The sequence below is a fragment of the Pseudomonas sp. GD03903 genome, from assembly GCF_029840045.1.
In the GTDB taxonomy this organism is placed as follows: domain Bacteria; phylum Pseudomonadota; class Gammaproteobacteria; order Pseudomonadales; family Pseudomonadaceae; genus Pseudomonas; species Pseudomonas pseudonitroreducens.
Window position 1 is genome coordinate 209,089 of the sequence record NZ_JAOCBT010000003.1, and the last position, 15,557, is coordinate 224,645.

Here is a 15,557-nt window from a genome sequence, read left to right on the forward strand (position 1 = left end):
CTGCCCCGCGAGATCGCGTTCCACGGGGTCTACATGCCGACCCTGACCCTGATGTTCCTCGTTGCCGCCGTGATCTGCTGGGGCATCGACCGCATCCTCGCTTCCGTCGGCCTGTACCGCTACACCTGGCACCCGGCGCTGTTCCGCGTGTGCCTGTTCGCCTGCCTGTTCGGCGGGCTGTCCCTCACTATCTATAAGTAACGAGCGTGCACCCATGACTCTCAAATCCATCATCAGCCTGCTGGCGACCCTGATCATCCTGGCGGTCGCCGCGTTGATCGGCCGCGCCCTCTGGGTGAACTACATGGATACGCCCTGGACCCGCGACGGCCGGGTGCGCGCCGACATCATCAACGTCGCCGCCGACGTCTCCGGCGTGGTGGTCGACGTACCGGTACGCGACAACCAGCAGGTGAAGAAAGGCGACCTGCTGATGCAGATCGACCCGGATCACTACCAGATCGCCGTGAAGCAGGCCGAAGCCCTGGTCGCCTCGCGCAAGGCCACCCTGCAGATGCGCCAGCTCAACGCCAAGCGCCGCCGCGCCATGGACGAGGAAGTGGTCTCCCGCGAGAGCCTCGACGACGCCAGCAACACCGCCGCCGCCTCCGAGGCCGACTACCAGCAGGCCCTGGCCGCGCTGGACGCTGCCAAGCTGAACCTGGAACGTACCCAGGTGCGCGCCTCGGTGGACGGCTACGTGACCAACCTCAACGTGCACCGTGGCGACTACGCCCGCGTCGGTGAGGCGAAGATGGCCGTGGTCGACGAGAACTCCTACTGGATCTACGGCTACTTCGAAGAGACCAAGCTGCCGCACATCCGCGTTGGCGACCCGGCGGAGCTGCAACTGATGAGCGGCGAGCGCCTGAAGGGCCACGTCGAAAGCATCGCCCGCGCCATCTACGACCGCGACAACCCCGAGAGCCGCGAGCTGGTGGCCGACGTCAACCCGACCTTCAACTGGGTACGCCTGGCCCAGCGCGTGCCGGTGCGCATCCACATCGACGAAGTGCCAGCCGGCGTGCTGCTGGCGGCGGGGATCACCGCCACCGTGATCGTCAATCCGCAGAGCGACAACGCCGAGCATTCCGACGGCGCGGCTGCGACGGCGCAGTGAGTTGATCGCTAAGAAAACGGGAGCTTCGGCTCCCGTTATTGTTTCCGTCCATGAAGTGCCCGGTGCCGGCACGGAAAGTTGAAGTTGCCTCGTCGTAGGATGGTGTGGAGCGCAGCGATACCCATCACCAGCCTCGCGCGGAGCAGCATGGGTATCGCTTCGCTCCACCCATCCTACGTGTTGCTCATTGCTCGCCCTGGCGGTTCTTGTAGCTGCCGCGAATATTCATCGCCGCCAGGCACAGCTGCAGGATCACCAGCGCGTATGCCTGGGCCGGGATGCCCCAGGCGATCCACAGGGCGTTGCTGGCGAGGAAGACCCAGAAGCCGATCTTGCGGCGTTTGCGGTCGCGGGAGCCGACCAGCCAGGCGGCGAGGACGGTGACCAGCATGGCGGGCCATTGCAGCAGGTCGATCAATTCGTTCATGGGCGGTCGGGCTCAGGCGATTGTCCTGAACTCAGACCAGCCCCGGCGCGGCAAAGTGCGGACGAACTGGGTAACCATCGAGCAGCGCATTGGTTTTTTCCGCGTCCAGCTCGCCATTGAACGGCACGCCCAGCGCCTGGCGGTGGATGCCGGTGGCGGCCAGCCAGAGTGTGTCGATGCGGGCGGCCAGCGCGCCGGGAACGTCGGTCACCAGCGAGTCGCCGACGAACAGGATGTGCTTCGCGCCGCGCGCTTCCAACTGTCGCTGGGCGATGCGGAAGGCGGAGGGATCGGGCTTGCCGTACCAGTGAACCTTGCCGCCTTCCTCGGCGAAGGCTTCGGCCAGGCGACCGGCGCCGAACACCGTCTGGCCGCCGGAGACCACTACACGGTCCGGGTTCGCGCACAGGAACGGTTTTTCGGTGGCGCCACGCAGCGGGGCGAAGCGCTCTTCCAGTTCGTCCTGCGGGAAGCTGCCGACGCCAAGGATCATCGACGCGGCATGGATGTCGTCGCAGAAGCGCTCGCGGATTTCCGCCGGCCAGGTGGTCAGCGCATCGCCGACGCCGACGGTGTAGATACCGCCGCGCTGGAATTCGCGTTCATGGGTAAAGGCGTCGATGGCCAACTGGCCGGAAGTGGTGATGCCGGCGAACAGCTCGCGGGAGACGCCCAGCCGCACCAGGGTGTCGGCCATTTCCGGGACGCTGCGCGAGGCGTTGCTGAGGAACCACACCGGCTTGCCTTCGGCGGCGCGGCGGGCGAGCCAGTCGAGGGCGCCGGGGAAGACGTCGACGCCGTCGATCAGTACACCCCAGAGGTCGAGCAGGAAGCCGTCGTAGTCAGCGCAGAAGGCATCCAGGCCGGCGTGGTCGATATAGCGGGTGTGGGTGACGGCGCTGAAGCGGGAAGAGGTCATGGCGTGCCTGTGAAACGGTGAAGGTGCGGATAAGCTACCGCACTCTCGCCGATTCGGTGTGACAGGCCGCCGATCAGTGCGACGGATGCGGCGCGCGCTCCTCGCCGAAGGTATCCGCCAGCCAACCCTTGAGCTGGCAGCCAGCAAAGGCCGAGGTGCTGCACTCGCCACTTGCCAGGGCCTGCTGCAGCTGACCGATGTCGGCCTTCTGCACATAGGCGATGGCGTCGGTCATGTCATCTTCGCTGCCATAGCCGCCCTGGGTCATTTCCTTGAGCGCGTCCTCCTTGCTCCAGCCCTGGATCACCGTGCGGTACATGGCGGCGAACAGGCCGGTGCGGTCGCGCCCGTGCTTGCAGTGCATCAGCACCGGACCGTTCTGTTCAGCGCTTTGCAGGATGCGCAGGACCTTCAGGACGTCGGCGTCGTCGACGCGGTCGGCATGGGTTGGGAAGCTCACTGCCTCGATGTTCTGCTGGCCGATCCATTCGCGGTCGTCGTCCTTGATGAAACTCACCACGGTCTTTACCTGCAGGCGCTGCAGCTCGGGCAGGTCGGCGCTGCCGGGCAGCGCGCTGCGGTAGAGGGTCGGCGACATCTGGTAGAGGTTGAACGACTGGTCCACGGGCTTGGCCCAGTCGGACGGCGTTGTGCCGGCGGCCAGGGCAAGCGGGCTAATGCTCTGCAGGGCAGTGCTCAGCAGGGCGGCGGCGATGGCGCCGCGGAGAATCTGGGGCAGGGACATGGGGACTCCTCCAAGGTCTGCGTCACCTTAGGCGGGGTCGGGTCGTGCCCGGATGAAATGCAGGTGAAGAAAGCGTGAAGCCCGCTCAGCGCCTGTCGGCCGGCAGGAAGCGCACCAGCACGCCGGGGCGGAAGAACCACCAGACGCACAGCGGATAGCACAGGTAATTGAGGAAATAGAGCAGCAGGGCTGCCGGGCTGGGCGTGTTCTTCCATGCCGCCATGCCGACCAGGATGGCGTAGAGCAGGGCCAGGCCGCCGCCGTACAGGGCGGTCAGCCGCCAGCGTTCAGCGGTCTCTGCCAGTCGCTTGTGCCGGCGGGCGAACCAGAAGGCCATGGCGGCGGCGATCACGGCTGCCACCAGCAAGGTCGCCGGCACACCGCCGACCCGCAGCAGCCCGCGTGCCACCACGTTGAGGAAGAAGGCGGCGAGGATGCCGGCAAGGGCGAGGTAGCGGACCTGGTAATGCATCAGAGTTGCCCGTCGAGACCGAAGCGTTTCTTCAGCACCTTGTCCAGCAGGCCGGCGGGCACCCAGCGCGAGAGCAGGGGCAGGGCCCGGCTGCCGTTGCCGATGCGCACCAGGCGCGGGCGCGGGGATTTCTGCACAGCGGCCAACAGCTCGCGGGCGAAGTCAGTGGCCGGGGTGGGTTTGTCCTGGGACGCGGCAGCGCGCGCCTGGATGAATTGGCGCAGCGGCCACCAGGCGGATTCCTCGCTGACCACCGCGGCCATCTCACGGCTGGCGTTGGCGCCGAAATTGGAGGCAATGGCGCCCGGCTGCACTTCCATCACCTCGATGCCGAAGGGGGCAAGCTCCAGGCGCAGTGCGTCGTTCAGGGCATGCACCGCGGCTTTCGATGCGCAGTACGCGCCGGCGAAGGGCGTGACCAGTACCCCGGACACGCTGCCGATGTTCACCACCAGCCCGCGCCGGGCGCGCAGGGCGGGGAACAGCGCGCGGGTGACACCGACCACGGCGAACACGTTGGTCTCGAATTGTTTGCGGATTGCCTGGCTGCCGCCGTCGAGCAACGGGCCCATGGCGCCGTAGCCGGCGTTGTTGATCAGCACATCGAGGCCGCCGGCTTCGTGCAGTAACTGCTCGGCAAGGCGCTCCACGGCGGGTTCGTCGTTGACATCCAGCAGCACGCCGCGAAAGCCCGCCTGGCCAAGGGCGGCGACGTCTTCATCGCGGCGGGCGGTGGCCCAGACCTGGTATCCGGCGGCCTGGAAGGCATCGGCAAGGGCGCGGCCGATACCGCTGGAGCAACCGGTGATGAGGGCGACGGGCTGGGGCATGGTCTGGCAGTCCTTGGGCTGTGGGCGGGACTACCGTACCGGATTGTGCGGGGCAGGTGAATCAGTTGCCGAAGCGACCGTTCACTCGTTCGGCGCGGAACTCCAGGGTGCTGGCGCGATAACCGGGGCGCAGCGGCGGCAGCGGCAGGCAGTCGTTCCAGCTGTCACCGGCGAGCAGCGCGCCGGGGCCGCGATAGCGCGGAGCCTCGTAGAGGTTTTCGGCAAGGTCGGTGGTGTCGCCAGGGCGGTAGGCGGCGACTTTCCAGCGCAGTTCCAGCAATGGGCGGTGCGAACCGTTTTTCAGGCTAATGGCCAATGGGCGGTCGGCGGGGCACTGCTCCGGCTGGTAGGCGATGCGCAGCTCCAGATGCTGGAGTTGGCGCGCGTCGCTGTTGTCCTGCCAGATGGCGATGGCGATCACACAGGCCAATCCAACCAGCCCGGCGCCGGAGATCGGCAGGGCGCGGGAGGGGTAGCGGATCAGCAGGACGATCCAGGTGACGATCAGCAGGATGCCGTACAGCATGGAGCGCTCCGTGGGGGATGTGTGGATACCTTAGCAGGAGCATCGCGGCGGTGGGTTGATGCTGCTCCATGATACCGCTCGATGTAGGAGCGAGCTTGCTCGCGAACCCGCCCAGCGCCGACGCTGAGCTGTAGGAGCATCTGTCTTTCTCGGGAAGCCCGTGCCGATCCTTTCCCCTCACCCCAGCCCTCTCCCGGGGGAGAGGGAGCAGTCCGTACCGGCTGACACCCAGGATTCATCCTGCACCTAACGGTCCCCTCTCGCCTTGGGAGAGGGCTAGGGTGAGGGACGGCCCAAGCGCAGAGGTAACTCGTAGAAGCGGACTCCGTCCGCGATCAGGGCTGCTCTTTACGCCAGAGCAACGCGGGATCGTGTGGAGCGCAGCGATATCCATCAATGGCGGTGCACAGGGCAGCATGGGTATCGCTGCGCTCCACCCATCCTACGAAGGCTTTCGTTTGCGGTTCGCGAGCAAGCTCGCTCCTACGAAAAGCGGGCCGGCGCGCGGGCATAAAAAAGCCCCCGCACCGCAAGGTGCGAGGGCATTGGCGCCGATGGGGGGAAGCGCCAGGTCCCGGGGCTTAGCGGACCACAGCCTGCAGTTCCACGTTCTCGGTGGTACGGCCGTAGACGTCTTCCAGACGCTCGATGTCGTCTTCGCCCAGGTAGCTGCCCGATTGCACTTCGATGATCTCCAGCGGGATCTTGCCCGGGTTGGCCAGGCGGTGGACCGAGGCGATCGGGATGTAGGTGGACTGGTTTTCGGTCAGCAGGAAGGTCTTGTCGTCACAGGTCACCTGGGCGGTGCCGGATACGACGATCCAGTGCTCGGCGCGGTGGTGGTGCATCTGCAGCGACAGGCGTGCACCCGGCTTGACGGTGATGTGCTTGACCTGGAAGCGCCCGCCCATGTCCACCGAGTCGTAGGAGCCCCACGGACGGTAGACCTGGCAGTGGTTCTGGGTCTCGCTGCGGCCGGCGGCGTCGAGCTGGTTGACGACCTTCTTGACGTCCTGCACGCGGTCCTTGTGGGCGATCATCATGGCGTCCTTGGTCTCGACGACCACGATGTCTTCCAGGCCGATCACCGACACCAGCTTGCCGTTGCCGTGCACCAGGCAGTTGTGGCTGTCGTGGACCATCACGTCGCCCATGGTGACGTTGCCGTCGTCGTCCTTGTCATGCACTTCCCAGATCGACGACCAGCTGCCGACGTCGTTCCAGCCGGCGGACAGCGGCACCACGCAGGCGCGGCGGGTCTTTTCCATCACGGCGTAGTCGATAGAGTTGTCCGGGCAGCATTCGAAGGTGGCGGCGTCGATGCTGATCAGTTCGCCGTCGTGCTGGCTGCGCTCCAAGGCCAGCAGGCAGGTGTCGTAGATGTCGGCGTCGTGCTTCTTCAGTTCCTCGAGGAAGCGGCTGGCGCGGAACAGGAACATGCCGCTGTTCCAGAAGTAGCCGCCGTCCTCGACGAACTGCTGGGCGCGGGTTTCGTCGGGTTTCTCGATGAAGCGCTCGACACGGATCACGCCGTCCGGCAGGCCGCGCTCGTCGCCGGCCTTGATGTAGCCGTAGCCGGTTTCAGGGCGGTTGGCGGGGACGCCGAAGAGCACCATCTCGCCCTTTTCGGCGGCGTTGGTGGCAAGCGCCAGGGCGCGCTGGAAGGCGCGCTGGTCTTCGATCACGTGGTCGGCGGGGAGGATCAGCAGCAGTTCGTCGCGGCCCTCGGCCATCAGCTTCATGGCGGCGATGGCGACGGCGGGCGCGGTGTTGCGACCGAAGGGCTCGAGCAGGATCGATTGGGTTTTCAGGCTCAGCTCTTCGAGCTGTTCCTGGACGATGAAGCGGTGCTCCTGGTTGCTCACCACCACCGGCGGCTCCATGCCTTCGAACACCAGGCGCGAGAGGGTCTGCTGGAACAGGGTGTGTTCGCCGGTCAGGGCCAGGAACTGCTTGGGATACTGTTTGCGCGAAAGAGGCCAGAGTCGCGAGCCGCTGCCACCGGAAAGAATTACTGGAATCATCGGGTTTCTCCTTAAGCGTTTGCGTTCTGTCTGCCGGGCCACGTCGTGTGGGCCGGCTTGCGGTTTGGGTGACCTCTCCAGTGCTGGCCGTCGCTGCGGTGCACGGGTCTTGCTGCCGGTGTGGGGCCGGTCTTGTTGTTCTGCTCGGGAACCAGGCGTGATGCCGCTCCCGTAGGGCGAATAACGCGAAGCGTTACCCGCCGTCTTTCTCGGTCATTCCGTCGGCGGATAAGCGCAAGCGGTTATTCGCCCTACGTGTTGCAGCCATCAGCGGCGCAGATCAGTCCGCCTTGACCGGGCGCTTGACCCACACCGGGTTCAGCTTGCTGTCGCCGGTGACGTAGAGGCAGACCACTTCGCCGCGCTCGAGGGTGACGGGCTTGAGGTCGCTGACTTTCTTGGCGCCGTCGAACAGGGCGAGGTTGACCTTCACCGGGTTGATCTCGCGGTCGCCGTGGCTTTGCGGGGCGACGTTGCTGACCACTTCGGTCTTGCCATCGGCGGTCTTCAGGGTGAGGGCCTTGCCGCTGAGGTTCTGCACGCGGACCAGGGCCTTCTGCTTGTTCTTGAACGGCGGCTCGGGCACCAGGCGCGGCTGGCCGCCGGGTTGGCTGACGAGGGTGTAGTAGGCGTCCGGATCGAGCTTCACCGGCAGGCTCTGGGAGCCGACCTTGGCGGTGTAGTTGCCCGGCGGGAGGAACTTGAAGTCGCTGGAGCCCAGCGGCGAGATGTCGTTGAGGGTGGCGTTGCCGACGCTGACGGACAGCTCCGAGCTGCCGGCGTTGTAAGCCCGCACGAAGGTGGAGCCCTTGGGCGCCTGCGGGCCGTAGAGCGCGCCTTCGCCGCCGGCGAAGGCGCCGAAGGAAGCGGCGCCCAGGGCGAGGGCGAGGGCGGACGACTTCAGGGTGCGAATGCTCAGTCGGTTCATGGGGTGTACCTCCGTCTTTCTCTCTTGGGGGGCACAAGAGGTGCCCAGTTCCAGCGCTTGATGCGCCGTGGGTGTTCGGGTCAGTGAGCGGCCTGGTTGGAAGCCAGGCGTTCGTCGCGGTTACCGTCCGCACGCAGTTGCGCCAGCCAGTCCTGGTTGAACTGGCTGAGGTCGCTGTGCATCGGCAGGTAGCGTTCGGGGAATTCCCAGACCAGCAGCTTGGCCGGGGCTTTCTTGAAACCTTCGTCCTGCAGCAGTTCGAGCATCGGTTCCAGGGGGCCCTTGCCCTCCTTGGCGTAGTTGATGACGTCCGCCGACAGCGCCTGCTTCAGCGCGCCGGCGAAGTTCCAGCGCGGGTTGGCGCTGTAGCTGGTGCCGACCAGGGCGATCTGCGGCTGGGCGCTGTCGCCGAACAGGTCGCCGCCGCCTTCGGATGTCGCCGTGGCGTCGTCGGCCGGGTGGGTCTGGCGCTGTTCCAGCTGGTCTTCGGCCGGCAGCAGGTCGGTGAACAGCGGGTCCAGCGGCAGGAAGGTGAGCAGGTCGCCCTTGTGCGCGCCGCTCTTGCCGGCCTCGGTGACGAAAGTCTGGCTCGGCAGGTCGGCGCCCTGGCCCTGGCGGATGCTTTCGCCCAGGCGCTGGGCCACGGCTTCGGCGCCCAGCGGGGTCCAGTGGGTGTCGGTGCGCAGGAACACCTGGCCGTTGTCCTTGGCTTTCTCCAGCGTCCCCAGCAGCTCGGGCGCGGCCATGCCGGCCTGGCGGGCACGCTGCAGGAAGTCGGTGTAGAGCGAGGCGTGCAGGGCAGCGGGTTGCTCCTTGCCGACGAACTCGGGGTAGAGGCGGGTCTTGGCCGGAATAATCGCCAGCACCAGCTTCACGCCGCGGCGTTCCAGCTCCTGCTGCACACCGCGCACCAGCGCCCAGTTGTCGTCCAGCTGCTGCTGGGTCGGCGCGGGCTTGAACTCTTCATCGGTGAACAGCCAGCCGTCCTTGCCGATCACCACGCCGGGGCGGCCCTCGTCAAAGACGGTGTAGTCCAGCGCGGCCCAGAGGTTGGTGCCCAGGCGCTTGATGGGGAATTCGTCGTCGTAGTGGCCTTCGAAAGCGTGGGCCAGCTTGCCGTTGAGCACGGTGGTGCCTTCGGCGGCGGAGAAGCTCGGGAAAGCCTTCAGCGACCAGCCGGCCAGGCCCAGCAGCATGCCGCCGAAAGCGGCGATGTAGGCGTACTGCAGGGGTTTGCTGATCTTGGGTTGAGTGGTCGATTGCATGATCCGGCCTCGCTCAGAACTGGAAGTAAAGGAACGGCGAGTAGCTCTGCGCCGACAGCTTGAGCACCGAAGCGGCGAACAGCAGGAGCAGGGCAAGTCGGGTAGCCAGCACCGGCAGCTGGGTCATCCAGTGCGGCTGGTAGACGGCGGCGCCGCTGGGCGAATAGGCGATGGCGGCCGGGTCCTGCCGGGCCATGGCCGGGGTGCGCGGCTGCGCGCTGGCGGGTCCGTCGGCGTTGACCTGTTCAGTCTTCGCGGCGGCCTTGGGTGCCTTGTCCTGCATCGGCTGGTTGTAGAACTGGCGGATGCCGAAGAAGGCGAGCACGAGGTAGGCGATCACCAGGGTGCCGACCTGCAGGCCGGTGAGGCTGGCGCGGTTGAGCTCGGAGAGCTTCCAGTCGCCGAAGCTGAACATGGCTTCGTACATGCGCCAGGCCACGTGCAGGTTCTCGGCGCGGAAGATCACCCAGCCGACGATCACCAGCAGGAAGGTGAAGGCCCACTTCAGCGGATTGAGCACGCGCGGCGCGGCGTTCACGCCCAGGGCGCGCTCAATGGCCAGCCACACGCCGTGCCAGGCGCCCCAGATGATGTAGGTGACGTTGGCGCCATGCCACAGGCCGCCCAGCAGCATGGTGAGGATCAGGTTGCGGTAGGTCTGGAAGGTGGTGCCGCGGTTGCCGCCCAGGCTGATGTACAGGTAGTCGCGCAGCCAGGTGGACAGGCTGATGTGCCAGCGCCGCCAGAACTCGGTGATCGACTGGCTGATGTAGGGCTGGTTGAAGTTCTCCATGAAGCGGAAGCCCATCATCAGGCCGAGGCCGATGGCCATGTCGCTGTAGCCGGAGAAGTCGAAGTACAGCTGCGCGGTGTAGGCCAGCGCGCCGAGCCAGGCGTCACCGGTGGTGGGGTTCTGCAGGGCGAAGCAGTGGTCGGCCACCGCGGCCAGGGTGTCGGCGATGAACACCTTCTTGACGAAGCCCTGCATGAAGCGGGTGCAGCCTTCGGCGAACTTGTCGACGGTGTGGGTGCGGTGGTTGAACTGGTCGACCAGATCCTTGAAGCGCAGCACCGGGCCGGCGATCAGGTGCGGGAAGATCGCCACGAAGGCCGCGAAGTCGATCAGGTTGTGCGTGGCCGGAGTGTCGCCGCGGTACACGTCGATGATGTAGCTGATCGATTCGAAGGTGTAGAAGCTGATGCCGATGGGCAGCAGGATATGGGTCAGCACGAAGGGCTGCATGCCGAACGAGGTGATGATCTCGTTGAGGCTCTCCACGCCGAAGTTGGCGTACTTGAAGTAGCCCAGCACGCAGAGGTCGACCACCACGCCGAGCAGCAGCCAGCGCTGGGCAGCCTTGGTGCGTACGCCGGCGGCGCCGATGCGCAGGCCGATCCAGTAGTTGAATACGGTGACGCCGGCGAACAGCAGGAGGAAGTCCACCCGCCACCAGGCGTAGAAGATGTAGCTGGCGACCAGCAGCAGGAGGTTCCGGTAGCGGTTCCCGCTCAGGTAGTACAAGCCGAGGAAGACCGGCAGGAACAGGAACAGGAACACGTTGGAAGAAAAGACCATTCCGCGTCTCTCTCTGGAGCTTCAAACCTTGAGTCGCTCCGGACCTTCCGGCGTCTGTTCGACGCCTTGAGGAAAGGCCGGGGCAACCCGCCAATTCCTCCCCATGTGGTGCTCAATCTGCTGCGCCCGCCCGCGTCTTTGATTGCGTGGGTCGGGGGTGTTGCCGTACTCCGCGTGTGCGGGATGGATAGCTCTTTGTAGGAGCGAGCTTGCTCGCGAACCGCCCTGAGCCGGAGCTCTCGGAGACGCTGTTCGCGAGCAAGCTCGCTCCTACAGGTCCCTGGGCGAATTACGCGAAGCGTTATCCGCCGTGGTTTCGTGCCATGCCGGCGGATAACCGCAAGCGGTTATGCGCCCTACGGGTCAGTCAGGGAGACGGGCGCTGCCTCAGCTCCCCGCCCCCTGACGGTTGAAAACCTTGGTCACTTCGCCCCCCAGGCGGAAGCTGTTGAACGGCTCCATCTTCTTCTTCCAGTCCTGGGTCTTCGGTGCGCAGCTGTAGAGTGCGCAGTAGGGTTCCAGCCAGGCGAACTTGCTGTTCTCCTTCAGGTCGGCCATGTCCTGGTCGTTGCCGGTTTTCTGGTCGAATGCGTTCTGGTCATCCACGCCTTGCATCACGCGGTTGGCCAGGCGCTGCAGGGCGCCGTTGTTTTCCTGGCGCAGGTCGACGCCGTTCACCTGGGCGAAGGCGGCGATCATGGTCAGCGGCGGCAGCGAGTAGTTGTGGTACGACAGCGCACGCTGGCGGCGCTTGAGTTCGTTGGGCAGGTAGCCGTCGTTGTCCACCTGGTTGGCGGCAACCTTGAACTCCTGCACCGACCAGTCGAACAGGTCGCGGCGGTTGGTCACCACGGCGGTGGACATCACCGACCAGGCGGCCCAGTAGGAGTGGTTGTTGATCTTCTTCAGCGGCAGGTCGCTCCAGTCGCGCACTACCTGGCTGCCCAGGGTGCTGAACCAGTTCTCGATCTCCTTGGATTGCTCGGAGTAGGCCGCCAGTGGGCGGCTGCTGGAGAACTTCAGGCGCATGTAGGACGACGACAGGCTGCCGAGGGCCCATTTGCGCATGGACTTGCCGGTGTGGTTGTAGTCACTGCTTTCCAACGCGCCGGCCTTCGCCCAGGCATCCAGCCAGCTCATCGCGCAGTCCAGGTCGCCCTTGTTGCCGCTGCGCATGTACTGGGTGATGAGCTTGGTGGCGCCGCGCTCCATGTCGGTGATGTCCTTGATCTGAGTGCGGAACTCCTTGTCCGCATCCGCGTTGAAGGTGGCACGTGCCGAGTCCGAACCCTTGTACTTGCTGGTGAACTGCAGGCTGCCGGTGTAGGGCGTCGGGGCGGTGGGGCAACTGTCCGCGTCTTTCTTGCTGCCCTTGTCGCCGACGGCGGAGAAGTAGCCCGGCGGTGGCATCAGGTCGGCGGCATAGGTGGTGCTCTCGCCGAACAGCGCGCCGAGTACCGCAATGGTCAGGCCGATGCGGGCGACGACGGGTGTCTTGATCTTGTGGAGGCTGGGCATGGTGCTTGTCCCTCGCTTCAGTTGGCGGCCACGTCGGCCGACTTGGCTTTGGGCGTCTGACAGAGCTTGGCCTCGACTTCCAGGCCCGCCGGCATGTCGTCCGGCGCCTCGATCTCCAGGGAGAGGAACTGCTGGTTCGACCAGTCTTCGTCGTTGCGCAGCTCGAAGACGTAGCGTCCGCCGGTATCCACGGCCTTGGACTGCTCGATCTTCAGCTGCTCGCGACGACCGTTCATGTACCAGATGGTGTTCTTCAGTTCGTGCACGCCGGGGTCGGAGTAGGTGACGTCGGCGGTGTAGCTGCCCGAGCGGATCGGCAGGGCGCCGCTGTTGAGCAGCACCTCGTTGCTGCCCGCGTGCAGCTTGACCTTGCGGCTGATGGCCGGCTTGCCGTCGGCGCAGCCGTTGTCCACCAGCGGCATGGCCTGGCGGTAGAAGCTCTTCTGCGCCATGTCGTAGTGGGTGGCGAATTCCCAGATGAGGATCTTCGGCGGCTTGTCGTGGAATTCCTTGCTGGTCATGTAGGCCAGCAGGGAGCTGTCGAAGCCGCCGCCCGACACGGCGTTGTTGAGGATGTCGACCTTGCCGTACTGCTCCAGGAAACCGGCGAAGTTGTAGGCCGGGCCGCTGTTGGACGTACCCACCAGCGCAACCTGGGCATCGCCGCCCTCACCGAACAGGTCACCGCCGCCCGAATCGCCCACCGGCTCGGTCTCGAAGCGGTCGACGTACTGCGGTGCGTAACTGCTGCCGCACAGCTGCGCGGCGGCCTTGTGGAAGGTGCCCAGCTTGGACAGCAGGCCCACGCGCTTGCTCTCGAATTCCTTCTTGGGAATGTCGTTGTAGGCGGGGATTTCCTTCAGGGTGTCGGCGACGATCTTCGCGCTGCGCATCGCGCCATACGGCGTCCAGTGGTGGTCGCCCTTGAAGTAGTACGGGTGCTCCTGCTTCTCGTCGAACAGCGGCGAGAAGTCCGGGGTGTAGATGCCGGCCTTGCGGAACTGGGCGATGGCCGCCTGGTAGTTCTTTTTCGCCAGGTCGTAGTTGAAGCTGGCCTTCTCCTGCGGGTTGAGCTTCTCGCGGTTCACCAGGCCACGGGTGGGCTGGTACACCACGACCAGATCGATACCCTTGCGCTTGAGTTCGTCGCGCAACTGCTTGAGTTCGCGCCAGCCTTCGGCGCTGGTGCCGAAGTCGGTGCGCAGGTCATAGGTGGTGCGGAACAGCCAGTCTTCCTGGGCCGGTACCAGGTGGGTGAAGAAGCCCAGGTACTTGGTGTTGTACGCCGCGTCGTTGGACGCGGTGGGGCACAGGCCGGCGGCCGGTTGTGCGGTGTAGCTCGGTGCGTCGGCGGCACCGGCCTGGTGGGCAAACAGCAGGGCGGCGGATAGGCCCGACAGGCGCAGCAGGTTGATGGTCATGTTGTTCATGGTCGGTCCTCAGTTCTGCAGTTCGGCCTGGCTTTCGACGGGGTCGATCAGCACCGCGCGTTGCTGGCGCACCAGCAGGTCCAGGATCTGGTCCTGCTTCTCGCCGAGCACGCCGTTGAAGCTGATGCCGGAAGATTTGGTCGGGCCGAGCATGGCCACCTTGTAGAGCTCCAGCGACAGCGGCGAATCCACCGACAGCGGGCCCGAGCCATTGCCGGCCAGCTTGCCGCCGACCACGATCAGCGAGACCTTGGTGTCGAAGGGGTCGAGGTCGATGTTGCGGTCGGTGTCGGTCAGGTCCTTGATGTGGCCGTAGACGCCGATGAGCTTGTTGCCGGCGGCGAGGTTCTCGTACAGGCGGATGTTCACGCTGTTACGGATGCGGATGCCGTGGCGCAGGTTGGCCAGCACCTGGTTGCCGTAGATGAGGTTGTCGCCCGACTCGTAGAGCGTGATGCCGTCGGAGTGGTTGCGGTACACCTCGTTGTAGGCCACCAGGTTGCGCTCGGAATTACGGTCGAGGACGATTCCGGAGAGGTGGTTGTCGTAGGTCTTGTTGTGGATGATCCAGCTGTCGTTGACCTCACGGGAGACGATGATGCCGTGCTTCTTCTTGGTCCCGTAGACGGTGTTCTCGGCGATGACCAGGCGATGCGAGCGGTCGTGGGGGTCGATGCCGTAGACGATGTTGTTCTTGTAGGTGTTGCCGCGCACTACAAGATCGTCCGCTTCGTAGCAGTAGAAGCCGTACCAGGCGTCCTCGAAGGTCGAGCCGATCACCCAGCCTTTGGGGCGCGGGCGCTTCATGGTCTTGTCCATGCCCGGGCTGTACTGCGAGATGGAGATGCCGTAGGCCTTGGAGGCGTTGTAACCAAAGCTGGTGAAGTGGCTGTTCACCAGGTAGGCCTCGGCGCCGCCCCAGGAGATCAGGAAGGGGCGGAATTCGTTGGGCGTCTTGTACCAGGCAGGTTCCTTCTGCGCTTCGTTCCAGGCGGTGACCTTGGTGTCGCGCACGAACAGCTTGCCATCGTTGACCAGGAATGAGCCGCGGTCCTGGGACAGGCGCAGTTCCTTGACCTTGCCGTCGATCTCCAGGGTCGCGCCCTGGCTGACGACGATCGGCAGGCGGGCGATGTAGACGCCTGGTTCGACCTGCTCCAGGGCGGTCTTCGGCAGCTTGCCGGCCAGCTCCGCGAGGTTGACGTAGCCACCGTCGATGAAGATCGCCTGGGGCATCTGGCGCTGGCGCTTCACCCACTCGGCGAGGCGGTTCTTGCCGCCGGTGAATTCCTTCAGCGGCTGCTGCTGGACCATCCGCTCGATGTGGGCGCGGCCGGCCTTCTTGCGCTCGATCTTCTTCTCCACCGCTTCGGCGGTGTAGCCGGTGAGGTCGGGCAGCTTGGGCGGTTCCAGGTGCAGCGGTTCGCTGGGCGCAGCGGTCACGGTGTAGTTGCCGGACTCCTTCAGCGTCTGGGTCTTGCCCGGCTCGCTGCCGGGATGTTCCTCGGCGGTTTTCTCTTCGCTGCCTTTCGCGGCGGCCTTGGTACTGCTCTCGGCCTTGGCCGCGGGCTGCGCCGCCCAGGCCGGAGACGTGGCCAGCAGGACGCTACCCAGCAGCAGGCTCGCCCAGGGCGCGGTGGCTAGCTTGCGCTGGCCTTGCGGCCCCCTCACCCCATCCCTGGCTGCGCGCCCCGCTCGGAGGGAGAGGGAGCACCCCGGCATTGGGCGGTGTGCCGAACAAGCCGGCGACTCCGAACAGCCCCCTCTCCCTCTGGGA

15 protein-coding genes are annotated in these 15,557 nt (G+C 65.6%); 2 read left to right on the forward strand and 13 right to left on the reverse strand.

Annotated features, from left to right (window positions below; all coding sequences use genetic code 11):
- Together N5C91_RS05870 and N5C91_RS05875 are read left to right on the forward strand one after the other, a co-directional pair.
- Positions 1 to 201, forward strand: coding sequence for a DUF1656 domain-containing protein (locus N5C91_RS05870; protein WP_045211321.1), 201 nt, complete (start codon positions 1 to 3; stop codon positions 199 to 201).
- A gap of 13 nt (positions 202 to 214) precedes the next feature.
- Positions 215 to 1,120, forward strand: coding sequence for an HlyD family secretion protein (locus tag N5C91_RS05875; RefSeq protein ID WP_279828438.1), 906 nt, complete (start codon positions 215 to 217; stop codon positions 1,118 to 1,120).
- 184 nt (positions 1,121 to 1,304) lie between these two features.
- Here the strand turns inward: N5C91_RS05875 and N5C91_RS05880 are convergent, their stop codons facing one another.
- The 13 genes from N5C91_RS05880 to algG all read right to left on the reverse strand — a co-directional run bounded on the left by N5C91_RS05880 (position 1,305) and on the right by algG (position 15,451).
- Positions 1,305 to 1,547: a hypothetical protein gene (locus N5C91_RS05880; protein WP_279828440.1), complete on the reverse strand. Its 243-nt coding sequence runs from the start codon at positions 1,545 to 1,547 to the stop codon at positions 1,305 to 1,307.
- A gap of 31 nt (positions 1,548 to 1,578) precedes the next feature.
- A complete protein-coding gene (locus tag N5C91_RS05885) occupies positions 1,579 to 2,466 on the reverse strand; it encodes a TIGR01459 family HAD-type hydrolase (protein ID WP_236199417.1) in 888 nt (295 codons plus the stop codon).
- Between the two features lie 73 nt (positions 2,467 to 2,539).
- Positions 2,540 to 3,211 (reverse strand): dual specificity protein phosphatase family protein, encoded by a 672-nt coding sequence (locus tag N5C91_RS05890; protein ID WP_279828442.1) that lies wholly within the window; start codon positions 3,209 to 3,211, stop codon positions 2,540 to 2,542.
- 85 nt (positions 3,212 to 3,296) lie between these two features.
- On the reverse strand, positions 3,297 to 3,683 hold the full coding sequence (locus N5C91_RS05895) for a hypothetical protein (RefSeq protein ID WP_236199419.1): 387 nt from the start codon (positions 3,681 to 3,683) through the stop codon (positions 3,297 to 3,299).
- Positions 3,683 to 4,513, reverse strand: a complete 831-nt coding sequence (locus N5C91_RS05900) for an SDR family oxidoreductase (RefSeq protein WP_279828444.1) — start codon at positions 4,511 to 4,513, stop codon at positions 3,683 to 3,685. Before N5C91_RS05900 ends, N5C91_RS05895 begins: the two co-directional genes overlap by 1 nt.
- A gap of 61 nt (positions 4,514 to 4,574) precedes the next feature.
- Positions 4,575 to 5,039, reverse strand: coding sequence for a multidrug transporter (locus N5C91_RS05905; RefSeq protein WP_236172808.1), 465 nt, complete (start codon positions 5,037 to 5,039; stop codon positions 4,575 to 4,577).
- Positions 5,040 to 5,620: 581 nt separating this feature from the next.
- The gene (locus N5C91_RS05910) at positions 5,621 to 7,063 is read right to left on the reverse strand and encodes a mannose-1-phosphate guanylyltransferase/mannose-6-phosphate isomerase (RefSeq protein WP_279828446.1); all 1,443 of its coding nucleotides are present in this window, start codon (positions 7,061 to 7,063) and stop codon (positions 5,621 to 5,623) included.
- Positions 7,064 to 7,343: 280 nt separating this feature from the next.
- Positions 7,344 to 7,991 (reverse strand): alginate O-acetyltransferase AlgF, encoded by a 648-nt coding sequence (locus N5C91_RS05915; protein WP_024765849.1) that lies wholly within the window; start codon positions 7,989 to 7,991, stop codon positions 7,344 to 7,346.
- An 80-nt stretch (positions 7,992 to 8,071) separates the two neighbouring features.
- On the reverse strand, positions 8,072 to 9,256 hold the full coding sequence (locus N5C91_RS05920; protein ID WP_279828452.1) for an alginate O-acetyltransferase: 1,185 nt from the start codon (positions 9,254 to 9,256) through the stop codon (positions 8,072 to 8,074).
- A 13-nt stretch (positions 9,257 to 9,269) separates the two neighbouring features.
- Positions 9,270 to 10,832 (reverse strand): MBOAT family protein, encoded by a 1,563-nt coding sequence (locus N5C91_RS05925; RefSeq protein WP_236172803.1) that lies wholly within the window; start codon positions 10,830 to 10,832, stop codon positions 9,270 to 9,272.
- A gap of 387 nt (positions 10,833 to 11,219) precedes the next feature.
- Positions 11,220 to 12,332 (reverse strand): mannuronate-specific alginate lyase, encoded by a 1,113-nt coding sequence (locus tag N5C91_RS05930; protein WP_236199642.1) that lies wholly within the window; start codon positions 12,330 to 12,332, stop codon positions 11,220 to 11,222.
- Positions 12,333 to 12,367: 35 nt separating this feature from the next.
- Positions 12,368 to 13,780, reverse strand: a complete 1,413-nt coding sequence (locus tag N5C91_RS05935) for an alginate O-acetyltransferase (protein WP_236172802.1) — start codon at positions 13,778 to 13,780, stop codon at positions 12,368 to 12,370.
- Positions 13,781 to 13,789: 9 nt separating this feature from the next.
- Positions 13,790 to 15,451 carry a mannuronan 5-epimerase AlgG gene (algG, locus tag N5C91_RS05940; RefSeq protein ID WP_279828454.1) on the reverse strand — a complete coding sequence of 554 codons (1,662 nt, stop codon included), beginning with the start codon at positions 15,449 to 15,451 and terminating at the stop codon, positions 13,790 to 13,792.
- Positions 15,452 to 15,557: the final 106 nt, after the last annotated feature.

Coding starts and splice junctions, on each gene's coding strand:
- N5C91_RS05905 (WP_236172808.1), bottom strand. CDS start 5,039: ATGCTGTACGGCATCCTGCTGATCGTCACCTGGATCGTCCTGCTGATC.
- N5C91_RS05895 (WP_236199419.1), bottom strand. CDS start 3,683: ATGCATTACCAGGTCCGCTACCTCGCCCTTGCCGGCATCCTCGCCGCC.
- N5C91_RS05910 (WP_279828446.1), bottom strand. CDS start 7,063: ATGATTCCAGTAATTCTTTCCGGTGGCAGCGGCTCGCGACTCTGGCCT.
- N5C91_RS05880 (WP_279828440.1), bottom strand. CDS start 1,547: ATGAACGAATTGATCGACCTGCTGCAATGGCCCGCCATGCTGGTCACC.
- N5C91_RS05890 (WP_279828442.1), bottom strand. CDS start 3,211: ATGTCCCTGCCCCAGATTCTCCGCGGCGCCATCGCCGCCGCCCTGCTG.
- N5C91_RS05925 (WP_236172803.1), bottom strand. CDS start 10,832: ATGGTCTTTTCTTCCAACGTGTTCCTGTTCCTGTTCCTGCCGGTCTTC.
- N5C91_RS05920 (WP_279828452.1), bottom strand. CDS start 9,256: ATGCAATCGACCACTCAACCCAAGATCAGCAAACCCCTGCAGTACGCC.
- N5C91_RS05935 (WP_236172802.1), bottom strand. CDS start 13,780: ATGAACAACATGACCATCAACCTGCTGCGCCTGTCGGGCCTATCCGCC.
- N5C91_RS05875 (WP_279828438.1), top strand. CDS start 215: ATGACTCTCAAATCCATCATCAGCCTGCTGGCGACCCTGATCATCCTG.
- N5C91_RS05900 (WP_279828444.1), bottom strand. CDS start 4,513: ATGCCCCAGCCCGTCGCCCTCATCACCGGTTGCTCCAGCGGTATCGGC.
- N5C91_RS05915 (WP_024765849.1), bottom strand. CDS start 7,991: ATGAACCGACTGAGCATTCGCACCCTGAAGTCGTCCGCCCTCGCCCTC.
- N5C91_RS05885 (WP_236199417.1), bottom strand. CDS start 2,466: ATGACCTCTTCCCGCTTCAGCGCCGTCACCCACACCCGCTATATCGAC.